This window comes from Photobacterium swingsii (assembly GCF_024346715.1).
GTDB classification, from domain to species: domain Bacteria; phylum Pseudomonadota; class Gammaproteobacteria; order Enterobacterales; family Vibrionaceae; genus Photobacterium; species Photobacterium swingsii.
In genome coordinates this window covers 441,064-461,328 of the sequence record NZ_AP024853.1, presented here as the reverse complement: position 1 = coordinate 461,328, position 20,265 = coordinate 441,064, and the positions used below count along the sequence as shown (strand labels likewise).

The 20,265-nt window shown below is 46.9% G+C and carries 5 protein-coding genes; 1 reads left to right on the top strand and 4 read right to left on the bottom strand.

What is annotated here, in order from left to right; genetic code table 11:
* The first annotated feature begins 154 nt into the window (after window positions 1-154).
* A complete protein-coding gene (locus OCU77_RS19395) occupies window positions 155-2,500 on the top strand; it encodes a glycosyl hydrolase family 18 protein (protein WP_048897972.1) in 2,346 nt (781 codons plus the stop codon).
* Between the two features lie 157 nt (window positions 2,501-2,657).
* Here the strand turns inward: OCU77_RS19395 and pfaD are convergent, their stop codons facing one another.
* From pfaD to OCU77_RS19375, 4 genes are read right to left on the bottom strand one after another with little or no spacing between them, the layout of a single operon-like run.
* Window positions 2,658-4,295: an eicosapentaenoate synthase subunit PfaD gene (pfaD, locus tag OCU77_RS19390; protein ID WP_107302627.1), complete on the bottom strand. Its 1,638-nt coding sequence runs from the start codon at window positions 4,293-4,295 to the stop codon at window positions 2,658-2,660.
* A gap of 15 nt (window positions 4,296-4,310) precedes the next feature.
* A complete protein-coding gene (locus tag OCU77_RS19385; protein WP_107302628.1) occupies window positions 4,311-10,172 on the bottom strand; it encodes a beta-ketoacyl synthase N-terminal-like domain-containing protein in 5,862 nt (1,953 codons plus the stop codon).
* Window positions 10,169-12,208 carry a PfaB family protein gene (locus OCU77_RS19380; protein WP_048897971.1) on the bottom strand — a complete coding sequence of 680 codons (2,040 nt, stop codon included), beginning with the start codon at window positions 12,206-12,208 and terminating at the stop codon, window positions 10,169-10,171. The genes OCU77_RS19385 and OCU77_RS19380 overlap by 4 nt, the downstream gene beginning before the upstream one ends.
* 26 nt (window positions 12,209-12,234) lie before the next feature.
* A complete protein-coding gene (locus OCU77_RS19375; RefSeq protein WP_107302629.1) occupies window positions 12,235-19,983 on the bottom strand; it encodes a type I polyketide synthase in 7,749 nt (2,582 codons plus the stop codon).
* Between the last annotated feature and the right edge of the window lie 282 nt (window positions 19,984-20,265).

The following is a 20,265-nucleotide window of genomic DNA, read 5'->3' as shown; positions in this document are numbered from 1 at the left end:
ACTCGCCTTAGGCAGTCAGGTTTACGTGAGTCAGCATTGTTAGCTGTAAGTCGATAGCCATACTCATCCTGCTTTGAGCGAGTATCAATACGCATAAATGCACATAATGCATGCATTATTAATTGATATAGCTAACCATTACACGGAGTTAGAGATGCAAAAGGGAATGAAACAAAGCAAGATCGCTTGTGCCATCGCTGCCATGCTTATGGCGGGTACTATGGGTTCAGTACAAGCTGCACCTACACATGATAAGAATGTTATTGGTTACATCACTCAATGGGAAGCGTGGAAAGGACCTAACGAAGGCTTTAGTGTGAAAGGTGAGGCAACACACCTGAATGTGGATATGGACATCTACTCAATACTAAACTTTTCTTTCTTCGGCGTGGCCAAAGATGGCTCATTACACAGTGGTGATTTACGTAATAAAAGTATTTATCAACCTAACGCGGTGCAAGAACCCGGTCCATTGCTTCACCCTGATGTGTATTCAAGCTGGGATTTCCATATTTTATGGGGTGAGCTGGAATATATTCATCAATACCCGACAGATGAACCATGGAATGCGGATCAACTGAAAAAAGTTCAAGATCAAGGGTTTGTTAAGCATGGCAGCGGTTGGATGCATCAGCCAACAGGTATCACAGGTCAATTCCCTATACCACTGAAAAAAGCTGGTGGCGCGCCGGGCTTGATTGATTTAGCTCACCAAAAAGGTGTCAAAGTTATGGCATCGCTAGGTGGCTGGAGTATGTCTAAGCACTTCCCTGAAATGGCCGCTGATCCTGTTAAGAAAGAACGTTTTATGCAGGATCTTGATAAGCTGATGGCGCTTGGCTTTGATGGTATCGATATTGACTGGGAATACCCAGGTACAGGTGGCATGAACTTCGAAGGAAGCCCTGAAGATTATGCTAACTTTGAATTATTGATGGAAGATATCCGTACCCGTATTGGGCCGAACAAATTGCTAACGGCAGCCTTTGCGGCTTCGACGGCAAAACTGGAAGGCTATGACTGGGCTCGCCTAGCGGCTTCAATGGATTACTTCAACATGATGACTTATGACCTAAATGGTGGTTGGTCAAATGTAGCTGGGCATAATGCGCCGCTTTACCCTTACCCAGAAGAAGAATTCCAGGGCTTAGATCTTGATTACCTTAGAACTTGGATGGCTGCCAAAGGTATCCCATCTGAGAAAATTAACTTTGGTGCCGCTTTCTATGGCCGTGGTGTTCAAACAACCGAAGCCACTGCGTATGTAGGAGCACCGACAGATAAACGATCGGTAAACTTTAGTGTTGATGGCCCATCAGTGTCTGCCGTGGATCTGGATAACTGGAAACAATTTGAAGGTCAACCGAACTACAATTACCTGAAAAAACAAACGGGTTGGGAGCATAAGTGGGATGCGTCAGCGGAAGTGCCATATGCTGTAAAAGGCAAATACTTCTTAAGTTATGACGATGAAGCATCTATAGCTAAAAAAGCGCAATACATTGTTGATCATAATCTTGGCGGTGTGATTGTGTGGCAAGTTCATGGTGATGTTGAGTGTGCTGGCACATTCGTCAGCTACGGCAGCAAACTTAAACAATGTACCGATTTACGCTCGCCGCTGGCAGCAGAAATTGATCGCGTCTTTAGCGCAGGAACCGTACCGAATGCAGCGCCTGTGCTAACTGTTCCAGCAACACAGTTGGTAAATTCTGGTCAAGTTATTAGTTTTGATGTTTCAGCTACCGATGCTGATGGCGATGCCTTGAGCTTTACAGCGACAGGAGCAACTGTGGTTGATAACGGAAATGGCACTGCGACTGTAACGTACCAAGCACCTAATAGCGCAGTGGATACCACTGATGTGATTACGGTAACGGTAACGGATGGGCGAAAACAAACGGCGAAGAGTGTCACTGTTAACGTGAAAGGTTCAGGTGCGGTCGAGAATAATCCACCTGTACTCACTGTACCCGCAACGCTAGATGTGAATAGTGGTCAAGCTGCGGTGTTCAGTGTTTCGGCAACGGATGCTGATGGCGACGCATTAACCTATACCGTCTCTACTGGTACGGTAACACCGACGGCGGCAGGTGCCGATATTAGTTTTACCGCCCCAACAGTAACGGTTGATACTGTCATGAATCTTGTTGTGACGGTATCAGATGGTCAAGCCAGTGCTGAATCAACAGTGGTGGTTACGGTGAAGGCTGACGGTGGCAGTGGTACGACGTGGGATGCAAATACCATCTATAACACAGGCGATACTGTTACTTATAACGGCGTGAAATACACAGCGAAGTGGTGGACCAAAGGTGAACAACCGGGAACCAGTGCGGTATGGGCTGAGTTTAATGATGGAAGCACGAAAACGTGGAGCGCAGACAAGGTTTATAACGGTGGTGACAAAACTACGTTTAGCGGCGTAACTTACAAGGCGAAGTGGTGGACTAAGGGCGATCAACCTGGCAATGCTGCGGGTCCTTGGACGGCACTTTAATCACTTTGCGATTAGTTAATATTATCCAGTGGTTTCCATTACTGGTTAGGGACTAAAAACAAAGAAAAGTCCAGAAACATAAAGCCCAGAAAACATCATGTTTCTGGGCTTTATTATGTCTGCTAACTGATTAGCGAGAGATGATTCGCAAACACAGTTAAATCATTTTCTCGACAGGCTTCCAACGTGCAACATCAGCCGGTAGTTTGATGCCTTGTGATGCGAGCAAGTTAATACGTGCTAAATAAGCCGCACCATGCATCAGGTGTTTGGCAACATCAGCAGCTTGGCGGTTTGTGTAATCATCTAAATAACTGCCTTTTGCCCAAGCATTAAACGCACCAAGCGCAGGGCCAGCCCAAATTTGGTAATCCATTTCGCGGCCAGCTTCGCCAGTGTTTGACCAACGACTAGAAAGACCAAGGTACCAACGGAAAATCAAGGCCATTTTGCGCTTAGGGTTGCCTTCGGCACGCGTAATTTGTTTTGGATCGCGCTCGTTAAAGTGCGCCACGGTACCTGCCCAGATGTCATCGAGTGTGGAGCGGAAAACCTGAGTTTCTAGCTTATGACGCTCATCGGCAGGGATCGCTTCAATCGAGTCATAACGGGTGTAAATTTCATAAAGCTTATTGGCACGCATAGGGAAGAGCGTACCGCGTTTTACTACTTGTAATTTAACACCCATTTCAAACATGTCGGCAGCAGGTGCCATGGTGACGTCGGCCATCTCTGTGGTCGATAGCAACTTACGCGTATGTTCACTCGCACCTGCTTCAATACACGCTTGGTTGACAGAGCCTGTCACAATATAAGCAGCGCCCATATTGAATGCAGCCAGTGCGGCATCGGGTGTACCCACGCCACCACCAGTACCGACACGGAGCGGTGTCTTGTATTGGTATTTAGCTTGAATTTCTTCTTTCAACGCTAAAATTGTTGGCAGTAAGGTAACTAGGGGGCGATTATCAGTATGGCCACCAGAATCTGCTTCAGCGGTAATATCATCAGCCATTGGAACGAGTTGTGCTAGCTCCATTTGCTCTGGCGTTATGCGTCCTTCATCGACCAACCCTTGCAGCATTTTAGCAGGAGCTGGCTCCATGAACTTGCTTGCGACTTCAGTACGGCTGACCTTAGCGATCACCTTGTTAGCGATAACAATGTCGCCTTTTTGATCGCGGCTTAAACCTGCAGCACGGTATTGCACGATTTGCGGAGTTAAACCTAAGAAGGCTGATGCTTCTACAGTACGTACTTTATGTTTTAGGAATAGCTCAACGCTACCACGCTCTAGTGCTGGCTCACTTGGGCTATGGATCAAGTTAAACGCATAAGGGCCGTTAGGCAGTGCTGCTTGAATACGCTTGATTGCTTGCTCCACACGCGAAGGAATTAACCCCGCCGCACCGAATGAACATAGAATGCCGGCTTGACCGAGAGCAATCACTAGTTCTTCAGATGAAATGCCATTTGCCATCGCCCCAGCGTAATAAGCGTATTTCACGCCGTGTACACGACAAAAATCACTATCACCAAGGCTTTGTGTGCCAAGTGCTGGCGCAAATGCACTGACTGGGTGTGTACTGCTAGCGCTTGCGCTATCCCCTGAGGTCAATTCTGCCTCTTGGCTGACCCCCAGCCCTTTTTCTGGGTGATTGATGACGTAGCAGCCTCGGCTCAGATCTTTTAATACTTTCGCCATTGCATCTAGATTGAACTCGGTGGCACTTTCTTCAACTTGCCATGGCCAAGGAGAAAGCTTTTCGTTATTTAGGGTTGTTTGCGTTGTCATGTTTTAATCCTTAACTCAAGCTTCTTCAATACAAATAGCGATGTCTTTTACTTCGTAAATACGTAGGCCGTCTTTACTCAAGTTGGCGTCACCAACAATAATGCGCTTACCGTCTTCATCTTTAATTGCTGTGATGTGAACATCGAGCGACATTTGCTTGTTGAGTGGGTTGATTTGGCCACGGTATTTCCATTTCACTTCTGATTGGATTTGACCAAATTTAGGTGAACGGAAGCCCGCACCAAGATCTTTGTTTAGCGCGTAGGTTTGCATTAACTCAATAATGGCTTCAACACCTAACGAACCTGGCATTACTGGATCTTGATGGAAGTGGAATTGGAAGAACCAGTCACTTGGGTCGATAGTGCGCTCAGCGTATAAGTAACCTAAGCCTTCTTTACCGCCATCACTGGTGATTTGTACGGTATCAATAAAGTTCAAGCGACCGCCTGCAAGCTGGTAGTGTGGTTGTTCTTCACCTGTCGCTGATATTGGCGCGTTGAAGTAACGGCTGGTTTTATCCAGCAAGTTGATTGTCACATCTGGGGTGCGGTTATTATCAACATGCCAAGGCTGGGTAACTTTACCGTTATCAAGACCAAGTTGATCTTTCAATGCTGCGCCTTTGAAGTAACCAAACACTGCAGTGCCTTGATAGAAAGGCACGCCATCTGTGCTTAGCTCAAAGCTGAAACTCTGAACAATGTTGGTACCCATCATGACAGTTGAAAGTAGGCGAGAATCGTTAACGATAGTCTTGCCGCGTAGGTCAACGTTACGTAGCATCTTGCCGCTACCATCAAGGTTACGGAAGAATAACTCTTCACCTGGGAAACCAAGGGTTGTGCCCATGTAACCAGAGATAAAGCCGTTTGGTTGCAGGGAAATTTCCATCAATACTGAGTAAGGCATCAATGCTTGATGGCTGTTTTCGTCAAAGTACCATGCGTTTTCAGGTACTTCGTATTCGGCAATACAAGATGATGGTGTTTTGAAATCACCACGGGTGCCATTCACTTCAATAACACGAGTGGTGAGCTGTAGATCACCACATGGGGTACGCGGTGGGATCATACCGCGGTAAATGGAGAAGTCTGGGCCAAAACATTTTTCAATATCGCCCGTCGCAAATTCAAACATGTGGTACGGCGTAAAGGGTACTGTGTCTGGGGTGCGGTTTGGGTAATCTGGCGTGATCGGTGCCTCTACGTGTTGTAGTGGGATCACACCTTTGTTGGTCGCGGTTGCTAAATCAGGGATTTGCGCCATTAGCGGGGCATTCGCTGATGCAGCTTTGCTTACATTCGCTTGTGATGTGCTTGTCGCTTCAATATTTGTTTCAACTTGTGCCGTTACGTCTTCAACAACGTAATCAGACGAGCCAAGGTAACGCGTGCATTCTTCTTCTTCACGGATCATCACACCCAGATTTTGGAAATCCACCACGACTTTGCCATCAAGCAAAATATCGATATTAGCCTTGGCGTATGGGCGAGGGCTCAAACCAATTTCTGTCACTTCCATACGGTAAGTTAATACCGCAGATTGTGGTAATACTTGTCCACGACAACGTACTTTTTGTGGTGCGTTTTCAAGCGGTTGGAATCGACCATTTTGTACTTGAGTGTGCATACCTAGGTACATCATGTAGAACTGCAGTAATTGACCACAGCCTTCAGCCATTAAAGAACCCGCCATTACAGAGTCGTCTTTAAAATGACAAGGGAAGTACCAGTGTTCAGGCTCTAGCTGTTTATGACCTTCTATCAAGCCTAGTCCCCACGCGCCACCTTGTGGTTCTACGCGACTGACTTGCTCAATCATCATGAATTTTTCAGAGCTAAAGCACAATGAAGGCTGGTGGCGATCTGAAATATGGCTATCACCAAAACAGGCTGCAATGTTTGCGCTTAGCAAGTTGTGTAGCGTGTGGTAGTCGAACTGCGTTTTCTGGCAATGAAGCAGTGGGTTGAAGCGTTGCTTAGTGGCGAGGTTACGCGCTTTGATTTCGTCTTCAGTACGGATAACGCCTTTACCATCAGCCAGTTCTTCATCGGTGAAGAAACCTGCACAGCCGTTATCCATTTTCAGGATCATCTTATCGCCGACAAAACATTCGTACGAGAAGAAGAATAGCAAAGTATCGCCATTACGGGCGAAGTGATTGATCGAGATGTCGTAACGTAGAGTGTCACCACCGCGCGGTAAATCACCAAGGAAGGTCAGGGTACAATCGAGTAGGCGGTATACACGCTCACCTTTGTTTTCAAAGTCGATGCCTAAGTAGCTGATCAGCATTAAATCACACTGGCCTGATTCAACGGCAACGGCCCAAGGAATTTGTCCATCCACCAAGTAAGGTGCGTCGACAGGAATGTCATACTCTGTCGTCATGGTACTTGGTTTGTATTCCAGCATGGTTGCATCAAGTTTAGTGACACGCGAAACCAAGAGGTAATCCGTGGTTGGCAACCTTACACGACGTGAGTAGTTGTCGATAATGGCATAATCAGGGCCAAAGACATTAGCAATATCCCCTTCGGCATATTCAACTAAGTCATCGTAATCCCAAATGCATGGTTTACGAATTGGCTTTACAGGCGCTGCGTAGGTGTTTATAGGTTCGACAGCGGCTGTTGCTGCATTAGCTAATGCAGGTGCAGAGTGGGGGTTATAACCCGCTTCCATCTGTGCTGTGACTTCGTTTAATTGTGCTTTTAGTAAAGCATCAGCCATCTTCAACCCTTGCTCACGATTTTGTAAGAAGGCTTGGTGAACTTGTTGAGCAAGTTGTTGGTTCTCGATAAATGCCGCTTGCTGTGATGCTGCTGGGCTGTTTGTCTGAGTCTTCTGGCTGTTATTAGCGGATAGGACGTTGGTCATATTGCTTTGAATTCCTGTTATCGGCGTTTGGCGTGTGGTTGCCAAAATCGGGGATACGGATGCTTGCTGCTTCTGTCGCTGCGCTGGCATAGCGGATTGAGGCTTTTGAGCAGGCAGCGTTGCTACAACTGGATTAAATACTGGTTGTTGCGGTTTAATTTGCGGTGCTGTATTCGCGACTTTTTGCTGAATTGACGTTATCTCAGGGAGGTCTGCTGTGACTATGTGTTGGTAAATGTCACGCCCACCTAGTGTGACTTGCTTAATGAGCTGACGCTTAGTGTCACTTGCTAGTTCATTATCTAGTCGAGTGTTTAACGCGTACGTTTCGGCTTGCGATTGCGAAACGAGCAATTGCGAACATTGGTTTTCACTCACACTGGCGATAATTGCGGCTTTAGTTGGTTCATGCGTTGCTGTGTGATTTAAGGTGATTAAACCATGCAGCAAACTCGCCATACCTGAAGCGGCAAAGCTATGGCCTAAACGCTGGTTAGCGAATACAGGCTGTGCAGCAGGTAGGGGCAGTTGCAATACATCTGTGCTGTCAGGAGCTTGGTTGATTTCCAATACCTTGATGGCAGAAGCCGCTACACCTGATGATGTTAATAAGTGATCGGTGACAGTGTGACTTCGGTTGGTTGCGCTAAAACCAGATGCACTGATCTCGCCGTAACTGTCGGTTACTTGGGTGTCTGTCGCATCTCTTAGTACCAGAGCACCAGCACCTTCACCAACATGCCAACCTGAATCTCGTACTGTCTGTGTAGAGTGGGTAGCTATAGGGCGAATGCTATTTTTCAAGATAACTTGTTCAGCACTGCCACTTAAATCCACTGCCGCGATCACAACTGCATCCAGCGATTCTTGGCTCATGAGGTTTTCAGCTACATCAATACAACGAGCGACAGATTGCTCGGCAGCAGAAATCGTGAACGCAGGGCCATTAAAGTCCCATAGCGACGCAATGCGCGATGCCATGATATTTCCGATGAAGCTGGTGTATTGATTCAGCTTGGCGGCGTCCAACACACTGTCCATAGCAATGGCTTCAAGAGATGCATATTCTGATTCCGTTAGCGTAACACCCATGTTCGTCAAGCTGTCTGCAAGCTGAGTATGTAGGTTTACGCGGCCACGGAACTGATGCATTTCAAGCTCAGTTTCCATCGCAACAAGTACCGCAACTTTCTGGCCTGATTCAAGTTTTGCATCACGAATGGCTTCATCAGCAACTTTCATTAATAAGAGTTGCTGTGAGATTAAACGATCGTCTTCGTTTGGGGGTACTTTAAAGCGCAAGAAATCCAACTCGAATTGATCGATATAAGCGCCATGCGGAATGGTGTGTAGGCCAAATTGGCTTAATAGCTCTGGGTGTTGATCTAAGCCTTTCCAGCGTTTTTTCGGTAAAGCCACAAAGGCGTTTTCGTCATGTTGAATCGCATGGCTAAGGGCGTTAATGGTTTTTAATGAGCCAAAGTGCGAAGCAAGACCTGTCACTTTTAATGCAGTTGAGTGACGCGGTAACGCATTTGTTTGTAGCGTAGTAGCTGTAGCCGCTGAGCTTGTAGCAGCAGTGCCCGAGTTAGTTGCTGAATAAGCTTCAAGTAATAGGTGAGCATTACAGCCGCCAAAACCAAAGACTGATACGCCAGCACGACGTGCAGGGTTGCCTGCTTTATCTGGCCAAGGCTGTACTTGAGTCGGCAGTGTTTGAGCACCAAATAAACCGTCAGGTGATGACAGTGGTTCTGACAGGTTAATACTTGGAGGTAGTACACCTTCTTTCATTGCAAAGATCATTTTCATGATCCCCGGCATACCTGCGGCTGTCAGTAGGTGACCTAAATTTGATTTTGCTGAACCAATCGAAGGCACTTGGCTGCCATTCAGTTTGTCAGCAAAGAAGCGCTCCATTGAGGTTAACTCAACTTTGTCACCCAGCGGTGTACCTGTTGCGTGGCACTCAATCACTTCAATACTTTCTGGTGACAAATCGGTGGCTTCATAAGCGCGCTCAAAGGCTTGTACTTGGCCTTTGCTATTTGGGCTTAGCACAAACTGGCCGCGACCATCATTCGATAGACCAATGCCACTGACTACAGCATAAATATGATCGCCATCGCGTTCGGCATCTTCAAGGCGTTTTAGTACTAAAACACCAGCGCCTTCGCCAGCGAATAAGCCTTTACTATTGCTATCAAAAGGAACTGATACCCCGTGGTCTGGGTAGGCGTGGAAAATCGAGAAACCCATATTGATGAAGAATGGGTCAGCGCCAGACACTGCACCTGCTAGCATCATGTCTGCTTTGCCGGTGCTTAGGTAATCACAGGCAAGCTTTAGAGAGTAAACAGAGCTAGCACACGCTGCATCAAGGCTGAGCTGGGCACTGCCTAGGCCAAGTGCATCCGCCACAATTTTTGATGCGTTATGAGCTGCGGCGCCATTTGCAGTATTCAGCGTGTGTGGTTGGCCGTTTGATGGCAATAATGAAAACTCTGGATTAGCCAGTTTGTCTTGTAGCGCTTTTTCTACTGCTGAATGATAGATCGGCAGAAACAAGTCATTTGAACGCGTCGTTGGGAAAGATAAGGCACCCATGATAATGCCAGTGCGTTCGAGTAGATCGTCATCAAGTGCAACACCAGCATCAAGCAGTGCTTTGCGGCTGGTATCTAACGCCCATAGAAAGCTATCGTCTAAACCATTGAAATAATCAGAGGGTAAACGGTAGCCATTCGGATCAAAGCTGAAGTTTTCAATGTAACCGCCTTTATCACAGTAAAAGCGGTCTGATTCACCTTGCAGGCCTTGATAAGCGTCAGGGTTGGCACCTAGCTTTTCAGGGCGCAATGTTGTGCGTGAATCTTTTTTATCCAGTAAGTTGTTCCAAAAGCCCTTTGGTGTATCGGCATCAGGATACTGATTGGCTAAACCAACAATCGCAATTTTTGCTGCTTTGTTAGCCGAATGGTGCTGAGAACTCATACTGGCTCTCCTTGTGTATGAAGGGTAGATTGGGCCTCTAAAGAGGCGAGCTGGTGGGTAAGACCGTCAACTAAAGGTGCAATAGATAAAGGCACTTGCTGGGTGATTAACTGGGCGATGCATTTCAATAAGGTGTGAATGTCATCACCGCCTTTGGCATTCGTTGCCACAGCAAGGCTGTCCGTTACTTTATTTGCACGATTGATTTTGTCGATTAAGGTACTGGTTTGGCGGTCAGCGCCTAGCTCAATGAATAAACGTGCGCCGTGTTCTCGCGCTGCACGAATGAGCGCAGTAAAGTCGAGGGTTGAGCAGAAGGTATCGGCAATGGAGGTCGCAATACTCTGTCTATCCAGATTTACAGGTTGATTAGCATTTTGAGGCAGTAACTCGGCTGCACTGATAAAGCGAATATGGTGAGGCAGTGCGTCACACAGTGGTTGATTATAAAAATCAGTCACCTGAGTATGCTGACTCCAAGCGGGTGTGGTATGCATAGCCGTAACACGGTTAGAGGCAATACCACGTTTACCCAGTTGTTTGAGTAGATCGCGACAGCTCTGCTCGCAACCTGCCAGAATACAAGTATCACCTTGGATAATAGCAAGGTAAGCACGAGGGTATTGCGGCAATAATGCTTCAATGGCTGCAGGTTCACTGCGGACAAGGAAGCTATTCCATGAAATTTCTTCGTCTTGATTGAGCTGCCATACCTCACGTACGGCTGTTAATTCACCTGAGATTGCAGTGGTGAAAATTGGACTTGTTTGGGTCATTTCAATCAAAGCGTGGGGATTACGCCACACACCTAGGCTTGCCCACATAGAGGCTTCGCCTTTGGAGTAACCTAGCGCAAAATCAGGCTTGACCGAAAATGACTCACACAAGAGTTGCGTCAGGATATAACTGCTGCCAACACCTGCGATAGCGAGTTCGCTAAGTGTCATCTCTTGCGGCTGATTACTGGTTTGGTCATGGCTTGCCGCATAAGTTTTATCCGCTTGTAGCATTTCCTTTAAATTGCCTTCACGCTCTAATCGGGCGTAAAGTCCTGGGAAATATTGGTAAAAATCACGTAGCATTCCCGGGTAGACAGTGCCTACACCTGGGTAAACAAAAGCGATTTTACCTCGGCTATCAGGTGCTGGAGAAAAGTAACTGCCTGCAGGGGTTTTATAGTCGATTTGTTCTGCAATAACCTTGGATAACACCTTGGTAAGTGCATTGATTTCTAACAACACCGCATCGGCCGACGTACCTTGCAATACTATGGCGAATTGTGAAGATGACGATTGCGAGTCAGCCTGAAAGCACACTAAGTTTTGGTGCATTAACTCGATAAGAACCGAAGACTGTAGCGCAGGGTTACCCAAGTGCTTGTTGAGCTCTGCAAGCTTGGTTGATAGCTCGGCCTCTGTATTTCCCGTCACAATGAAAAATAAACGCGATGAATCGAGCAGTGGTTTCGCTTCTTTCAAGCCCGTCGCTTGGGTTAACACAAGGCTAGTGTTGCTAGCTTGGCTTTTAGCGTCTAAAGCTAGGTTTTCGGTATTAAAAGTCAGGCTAGCAACCCGCGCTTTATTGGGTTCGGTAAACCAATACTGGCCGTCATCACAACCTTCTTGCGTGTATTCAGGTTGCTGATGCCGTGCTGCAATGTCATCAATCAACTGGTACAGCGCTGAAAACTGTTCAACGGCTGTTGATGCTGTAGATGTTTGCTCAATACTAATGTCGTCGGGCTGGCGACGTGATTGCTCAACCGCAAGTGATAAACTTGTCGCAAAGCCAGATAAATACGCATGCGGGTGAATGCGATTTTGAGCGGCTGTTAAGCCAGCCATTAATACAACTGAAAGACCAGACTGAGACGTTAATGTGACGGCTTTGCCTTGGTTAACTAACTGAATAGCAGTATTCAGTGCAGTCGTGAAATCGTCACAGAGCTTGAGGTTTTCAATCTCTAATGACGAGGGTAAAAGGTTGGCAGAAAGCCCAGCGCGAGGCTGGGCTAAAAGAGCGATGCGCAATGGCATCGCTTTATTAGTAGAAGAATCAGCCACTACGACAGAAGCTCCTTTTCTGATTGAGTTTTCACCAAAAACGCCTCATTGAGGGTTTTGCTGATGGTCACTTTAGCGCCTTTCATTACGGCACTTAGGCGTCCATCTTGGTGGTATAACGCAATATTGGCTTGCAGCGAACGGGCTGTGCTTTTAATCACTTCCAGCTCGATCCAACCGCAGTCACCAGTTTGCATCGGTGAATACGAAACAAATTCGCCAATCGCAGATGGCAGGCTAGCCGAACCGTATTTCAATCTTGCCCATACCAACATCGCTTGCAGTAAGTAATCTTCTGCAAATGGCTGACAGCCACCAGCATGCTGAGTTGGAACAAAAGAGCCACAGTCGCTATCTGAAATAACAGGTAGCTGGCATTGCGCGATCAAACCTTGGTCATCAAAGCGTGTCACCGCTTGAATACCTTGCAGGCGAGGCCCATGAAACAGGGTGCCATTACTGTATAGATCATTCGCGGTTGTCACAGGTTTCGCTGAATCGTTAATAAAGGTTTTTTCTAAACCTGCAGCTGCCGTGTCGTTACCAATAACAAGTTGCGCTTGATATTGAGGTCGACCACCACAGCTGATTAACGCTTTCCACTGCGTTGCCATTTTTGCATCAGGTGAAATATTCAATGTGAGTGTTTGCACATCATCATTTTCAAAAATCACACCTTTTAGTAGCTTGTAGTTGCGAACGCTAACGTTCGCCCCTAACCATTGCTGTGCTGCTTCACGCATCCATTGGATGGCGCATACTGTTGGCAACACTGGGTTGCCAGCGATACAGTGATCCTTGATGAAAGGCATCGCTTTCGGGTCAAGGTCGCGTGTTACAGTGATGCTTGTCTTCAGCGGACTCTGTGCTACCTGCATAGACTCCGCATTAGGCTTTTTTACAGCGTTCTCCTTGCTATCAGTACCTTGCATGCTAGTACCGATAAGCAATTGAATACCTGTTTCATTTAATAGCTGACTGCTGAATAGATCGGCACCCGCTTGTAGTGGAATAACGTACACACCACGATCAGTGAACATTTTCTTCAGGGCTGGGTTAACCATGCCACCATCCCAAGGTCCCCAGTTGAAGCTCATTACTTTCGCTTCAGGATGACGAGCTGAGAATTGCAGCGCTGCTTTGTTCAAAATGTCGTTAGACATGGCGTAGTCACTTTGGCCTGTGTTGCCATAGAAACCTGCCGCCGATGAGAACATCGCAAGCAGTTTTAGTTTGCTGTTATCAAGCACGTTAAGGACTGCTTTCAAGCCACCGACTTTGGTGCCGTAAACAAGGTTAAGCTCGTCCAAGGTTTTATCTTGGATATGTTTATCAGCAAGCACACCTGCACCGTGGATAAGGCCGGTAATACCGTCGATTTGTGACAGTGTATTGGCAACAGACTCACGGTTAGACACATCAAGGCTGATGTACTCAGCGCTTGCGCCTACAGCGGTAAATGCAGATAGAGCAGCGTTAATTTCAATACCGCTTAATACAGGACGAAGTAGGACATCGACTTTCTTTGGCGTTGGTTTATCACCTAAAGATTGAAGGTGGCGAATAGCCGCTGGCTTCAATTCATTGTCTTTCTTACCTTGCGCCCATTCAGGTAGCTCAGCTGCTGTAATATGTTTACTACGGCCAGCAAGAATGAAATGTGATTGGCATTGCTTAGCAAGTGACAGTGCACATTCGAACGTCACACCTTTTGCGCCACCAGTAACGAGCACTTTGTCGTTTTTGGTGAGCTTAGCGGCTGCATTCTTTGTCTCTGCCTGGCCTGCTTCAACAGCAATCAAGGTTGAACGTACTGTGTTTTCATCTACCAAGTTAAAGCCAACTTCTACCGCTTGGGTATTCATATCGAATAACTCAGCGTAAATAGCATCAGCAAGGTGGCGAGCATCTAACGCTGGTGCTGCATCAAGTGCACGGCAGAATACATTTTGCCACTCATGGCTCAGGGTTTTAGTTAAACCCGCTAGTGCCGCCTGGTTGAGTTCTGCTGATGCTAGTTGTGCTGAATCAGCATAACCAAAACCACCATCAATACGGCTTACCGTGAAGAAAACACGACGGCTTGTTGAATCTGCATTGTTTAACTGGCTGTTAAGCCATTTAGCGAACAGGAACGCAACGTCGAGGTTGGCTTTTGCTTCATCATTAAGGGCAACAGTGGTTGTATCTGTCACTTCTGATTGAGGCTGAAGGTGAATAAAGCCAGCAATTTCTTGCTGATCTTTTTCGATATCAGTGATAACAGCTTGAATGCCTGCGTCATCAACACTTGCTAAGTCGTAGCTTTTGATTTCTGTGCTTAGTGGTGATGCGGCAGATAGCGGACTACGAACAACAGCGACTTGTAAGCCGTTTGCTGTTAATTTCTCTGCTAGAACACCCGCATTGTGACCATCATCTGTGATCACAACACATGCATTTTTAGCAAAGCAGTCTGATAGTTTATCTACCGCTGGTAACTTTTTTAGCGCTACCTCGTTATGCGGAGGAAGATCGGCGTTTGCTGTCGAAATCGACGCTGTCGCGACAGGTGCTGGTTTGTTAGCCGCTGGTGCAGTAGCAGAGTTAGCAGCAAGCTTACTTTGCATGTAGGTTACGATTTCACCGAGCGTACGACACTCTGCGAGATCTTCTGGATTCAGCTCTGGCAGTGAAGGCAACTGGTCTTGCACTGTCCCTAGGATTTCAACGCGCTTGATAGAGTCGATACCAAGGTCAGCTTCCATATCCATTGCAAGGTCTAGCATTTCTGCAGGGTAACCCGTTTTATCCGCTACAACGTCTAACATGGTGCTTTGCACATGCGCTGCGTCTAAGCCGTTAGATGTATCTGTTGAAGCTGCTACTGGCGCTGCTGTTGAAGACGCTGGTGTTACAGCTGAAGTAGCAGGTAATTTGCTATTCATGTAATCAACGATTTCGCCAAGCGTACGACACTCAGCTAAATCTTCAGGATTCAGCTCTGGCAATGTTGGCAGTTGATCTTGCACTGTGCCTAGAATTTCAACACGCTTGATAGAATCAATACCTAGGTCTGCTTCCATGTCCATTGCAAGGTCTAGCATTTCTGTTGGGTAGCCTGTTTTATCAGCGACTACGTCAAGCATGGTCGTTTGTACTTGCGCAGCGTCTAAACCGTTAGATGTAACTGTTGAAGTCGCAGCTACTGATGCTGTTGCAACAGGTACCGTTGCGACAGGAGCAGCAGGGAGTTTGCTGTTCATGTAATCAACGATTTCGCCCAGCGTACGGCACTCTGCTAAATCTTCAGGATTTAGCTCTGGTAGCGTTGGTAGCTGATCTTGCACTGTGCCTAGGATTTCAACGCGCTTGATAGAATCGATACCAAGATCAGCTTCCATGTCCATGCCAAGATCGAGCATTTCTGTTGGGTAGCCCGTTTTATCAGCAACAACATCAAGCATGGTGGTTTGTACTTGCGTAGCGTCTAAACCGTTAGATGATGCGGCTACTGGTGCAGTTGCTACAGGTGCCGTTGCGACAGGAACAGCAGTTAGCTTGCTGTTCATGTAAGCAACGATTTCGCCTAGTGTGCGACACTCTGCTAAATCTTCTGGGTTCAATTCTGGCAGTGTTGGCAGTTGATCTTGCACTGTGCCTAGAATCTCAACGCGTTTGATAGAATCGATACCCAGATCAGCTTCCATATCCATTTCTAGATCAAGCATTTCAGTTGGGTAACCGGTTTTATCAGCCACAACCTCTAACATGGTGTTTTGTACTTGCTCTGCGCCTAAGCCGTTAGCTTGAGCTGCTTGAGCAATAGGTGCTGCTGATGCCGTTGCAGACGATGTGTTCGCAGGCATTTTGCTGTTCATGTAGCTAACAATTTCAGCAAGCGTACGGCACTCTGCCAGATCTTCAGGGTTTAGTTCAGGTAGGTTAGGAAGTTCATCTTGAACTGTCCCTAAAATCTCAACGCGCTTGATAGAATCGATACCCAGATCAGCTTCCATATCCATTTCTAGATCAAGCATTTCAGTTGGGTAACCCGTCTTTTCAGCTACAACATCGAGCATCACTTTTTCAGGGTTTGCAACAGGTGCTGATACCGTGATTTGTGGGGCTGCCGCTGATGCCATAGTGGCTGAAAGTGACGGCGCTTGAATAGGTGCAGCAGCTTGTGGAGCCGTTGGTTTTGGTTCAACTGGTTTTGGCTCGGTTTTAGCAACTGGCGCTACTGCTTGAGTCGTGACTGTTGGTGTAGCGATTGCCTGCTTTTTAGCAACAGGTTGAACTGGCGTTTGAACTGCGGCTTGTACAGGCGCTTGCGCTGGGATTACTTGTGCATTAACGCGTGTAACGGGCTGTGTCGACACCATACCCAATGCAGCAGTATTGCTGTTTGCTTGCTGTGCAAGGTAATTAGCATGGGCTTTTAAGGTATCAGCTTGATGCTGGTGGAAGAGTTCCATTGAGCGCTGTAGGCTTTCTGGAATCGCAACGCCAGCTGCTGCCATTTTCGCTTGCTCTGTCATCAGTGCAGCGAAGGTATCGCCATACTGCTGTGGGATAGCAAGGAATTGTTGATGAAGTTCAGCAGCTTGCTGTTGTGCAGCGAAGAATGCAGTTAATGAGTCATCACTTGCTGAAGCTAATACTGATGCAGGCGCAGTTGCTTGCGGTTTGGTTTGTACGCTAGCTTGTGCTGTTGCAGCAGTGTCTGCCACTGGAGCAGGCACTTGCACTTCGCGGATCTCAGTTTTAATCACTTCTTTTTCCACAATTTTCTCTACCACTTTTTCAACTTCAACAATTTCAGTGAGCGGGGCAATGGCACCTGTCTCTAACGACTTCGCCATCTTCTTACGCGTCGCATCACTGATGTAATTAGTTGCATGAAGCTTGATGTTCATTGGCGATGCAGCAGCAGGCGCTGCAATTTCAGCTTGGTATGGGTCAATAGTGCTTAATGGAACACCAGCAACGGCCAGTTGTACTGCGGCTAAACGTAACTGCTGATCGCTGTCACCTTTAGGGTTTGGGTTCAAGCTGATGACGCATAATTCATCAGACTTAGCTTGCAGTGTTTTCTCAACCAGTTTTTGCAGGATGTTCTTTGGTCCGAACTCAACGAATACGCGTGCCCCTGCTTGATACATGGCTTCTAACTGAGTGCTGAAGCGAACAGATTGCAGCATGTGTTGTTTGAAGGCCTTTTTAATTGCCTTACCATCTTTCTTGTACAGTTCACCCGTTGCGTTGGAATACAAAGGTAAAGTAGGGGCAGTAAAAGCGGCTTTATCAATTGCAGCAGCAAAGGGCTTTTGAGCGTGAGCAACCAAAGGTGTGTGGAATGCACCAGAAACAGGCAGTGGGATTGCTTTGAATCCTTGCTCTGTCAGTGCTTTGGCTGCTTGTTGTGCGCCAACCGTTGGGCCAGCGATAACAAGTTGGCTTGGAGCATTGTAATTAGCAATGCTGACGCCGTCGAAAGCACTGATGCATTTCTCGACATCGGCAAGCTTGTCGGCATCAAGAATAACGGCGTACATAGTGCCGCTGTCGCCTTCGGCTGGCTTAGCGGCCATCGCATTACCACGCTCAAACGCGAGCTTGTAGTAATCATCTTGCGAGATCACACCAGATGCACACAATGCACTGAGTTCACCAAAGCTGTGACCTGCAACCATATCGGCTTTAAAGCCAGCCTGTGTCAATAGATCAAATTGACCCATAGCCATCACACCAATTGCACTTTGTGCGTTGGCTGTATTGGTAAGTGTCGCCTCTTGAGCGGCAACATCTTCTTTACTGAAGGCTGGAATAGGGAATAGAACTTGTGAAAGAACCGTTTTCTTGTTCTGGCCGAACACCTGATCGGCTTTGGCTAATTGGTTACGCATTTCAGGGTAGTAACACGCGAGTTCACGACCCATATTCAGGTATTGTGAACCTTGACCTGCAAACAATGCCGCAACTTTGCCTGCTTGTTTGTCGCCAACCAGTGCAGAAGCGCGGTAGCTAGTTCCGTTTGGTAGCTGCCATTGTGTCGCGTCTTGTTTTTCTAGCTGCGATAAGGCTTGAGTCAGTAATGTTTGTAGTTCATCCGCTGATTTAGCAACTAAACCTAAACGCGCATCACCAGCGGCAATGTCACGAAGGCCATGTGTTTTCGCTAAGGCTGAAAGTGTTGTGTTACCGGCTTGAACAACTTTGATTTGCTCTTTTAGGTCAGCAATCAGGGCATCACGAGAAGACGCAGTGAATAGAAGTGTTTGTGCCACTTCACGTTGACGGTATTGATCGTCACGTTGGTGCTCAGAAGTGTACTCTTCAAGCACCACGTGGAAGTTAGTACCACCAAAGCCAAAAGAGCTGATACCTGCACGACGTGGTGTGCCATCAACACGTTGCATCCAAGGACGCATTTCTGTGTTGAGGTAGAAAGGCGAATCTTCGATGTTCAGTTTTGGATTTGGTTTAGATACATTAATCGTTGGCGGTAATACTTTGTGATGAAGGGCGAGGGCAGCTTTGATTAAGCCCGCCGTACCTGCTGTTGACTTGGTATGACCAATTTGTGATTTCACCGAACCTAAAGCAATGTGTTGCTTTTGGTCATTGCCTTCACTAAATACAGAATTCAAGCCGTTGAATTCTGCCACATCGCCTGCGGCAGTACCTGTACCGTGCGCTTCTAATAAGCCCAGCGTTTGAGGGGCAAAACCAGCATCATCGTAAGCACGTTTCAGTGCTTTGGCTTGGCCTTCAGGGCGCGGTGCATAAATACTTTTGAATTTACCGTCTGATGATGCGCCAACACCTTTGATTACTGAGTAAATACGGTCGCCATCGCGTTCTGCATCTTCAAGTCGCTTCAGGGCGACCATACCGATACCTTCACCAATCATCATGCCTTTTGAATCGATATCGAAAGGCTGGATGGTTTCGTTGGTGGTGAAAGCGGGCGTTTTCGAGAAGCTCATGTACATGGTCGGTGAGTTATCTGTACACACACCACCAGTGATCATCATCTCACTGCGACCATCAACCAGCTCACCCAATGCCATGCGAAGTGCGGCCAGTGAACCAGCACATGCCGCATCGACCACGCAGTTAATACCACCTAAATCGAAGCGATTGGCAATACGGCCCGCAATAACGTTACCGAGTGAACCTGGGAACGAGTTTTCTTCCCAATGGATGTACTGATCTTGGAATTTTTTGATCAGCATTTCGCTGTCTTGTTCGCTAATGCCACTGCTGGCAAAGACTTTCTTCAGAACAGGGTATTGCAAACGCGCATTTAAGCTTTGGCTGATTTTTTGTCCGCCACCGACACCTAGGGTAATACCAATCTTATCGCGATCGTAACCTTCAGGCAGTTTGGCATCGGCTAACACTTCTTTAGCAACAATCAGAGAGAGCAGCTGCGACGTATCCGTTAATTCAAGAATATTTGGCGGAAGACCAAACTCCATTGGGTTGAAATCAACTTCAGGCATGAAGCCACCACGTTTACAGTAAGACTTATCTGGCGTGCTTTTGTTTGCATCGTAATAGTCTTCAGGGCGCCAGTGCGTATCTGGAACTTCTGTAATCGCATCAATTTTTTCACTAATCAAATCCCAGAACTTATTTAAGTAACGAGAGTTAGCAAAAATGCTTGCCATGCCAACTATAGCAATAGGCATGTCTTTCAAGCGTTTATTGAGTCGCTTATCTTCTTGCGATTCAGGTGTGGTTTTTGGGGTTTGGCTCATTATGAGTCTCCGCTCAGCACTTGTGTTACGGGTGCTATACATTCGGTGTAAGTGTTGCGGCTAGGCAACTGATGAAAAAATAAAAGGTGAAGCATTTGAGGTAAGCGCAATAGTGCGCTTATTAAAAAATAAGTAGAGGCTGGATAGAGCCAGGATGCAGGGTGAGTAGAAAACGGCATGTTAAAATGCAGCTTTACTATCGAGGTGGCGTTTATTACCAAGATGGCAAGGTAAAATCGTCGGTTTTTCCATAGTGCTCGTATCCATTACTATCCTGTAGAG

Bases quoted from the DNA above. Each gene is read 5' to 3' on its own strand.
- OCU77_RS19395 (WP_048897972.1), top strand. From the start codon at position 155: ATGCAAAAGGGAATGAAACAAAGCAAGATCGCTTGTGCCATCGCTGCC.
- pfaD (WP_107302627.1), bottom strand. From the start codon at position 4,295: ATGACAACGCAAACAACCCTAAATAACGAAAAGCTTTCTCCTTGGCCA.
- OCU77_RS19385 (WP_107302628.1), bottom strand. From the start codon at position 10,172: ATGAGTTCTCAGCACCATTCGGCTAACAAAGCAGCAAAAATTGCGATT.
- OCU77_RS19380 (WP_048897971.1), bottom strand. From the start codon at position 12,208: ATGCCATTGCGCATCGCTCTTTTAGCCCAGCCTCGCGCTGGGCTTTCT.
- OCU77_RS19375 (WP_107302629.1), bottom strand. From the start codon at position 19,983: ATGAGCCAAACCCCAAAAACCACACCTGAATCGCAAGAAGATAAGCGA.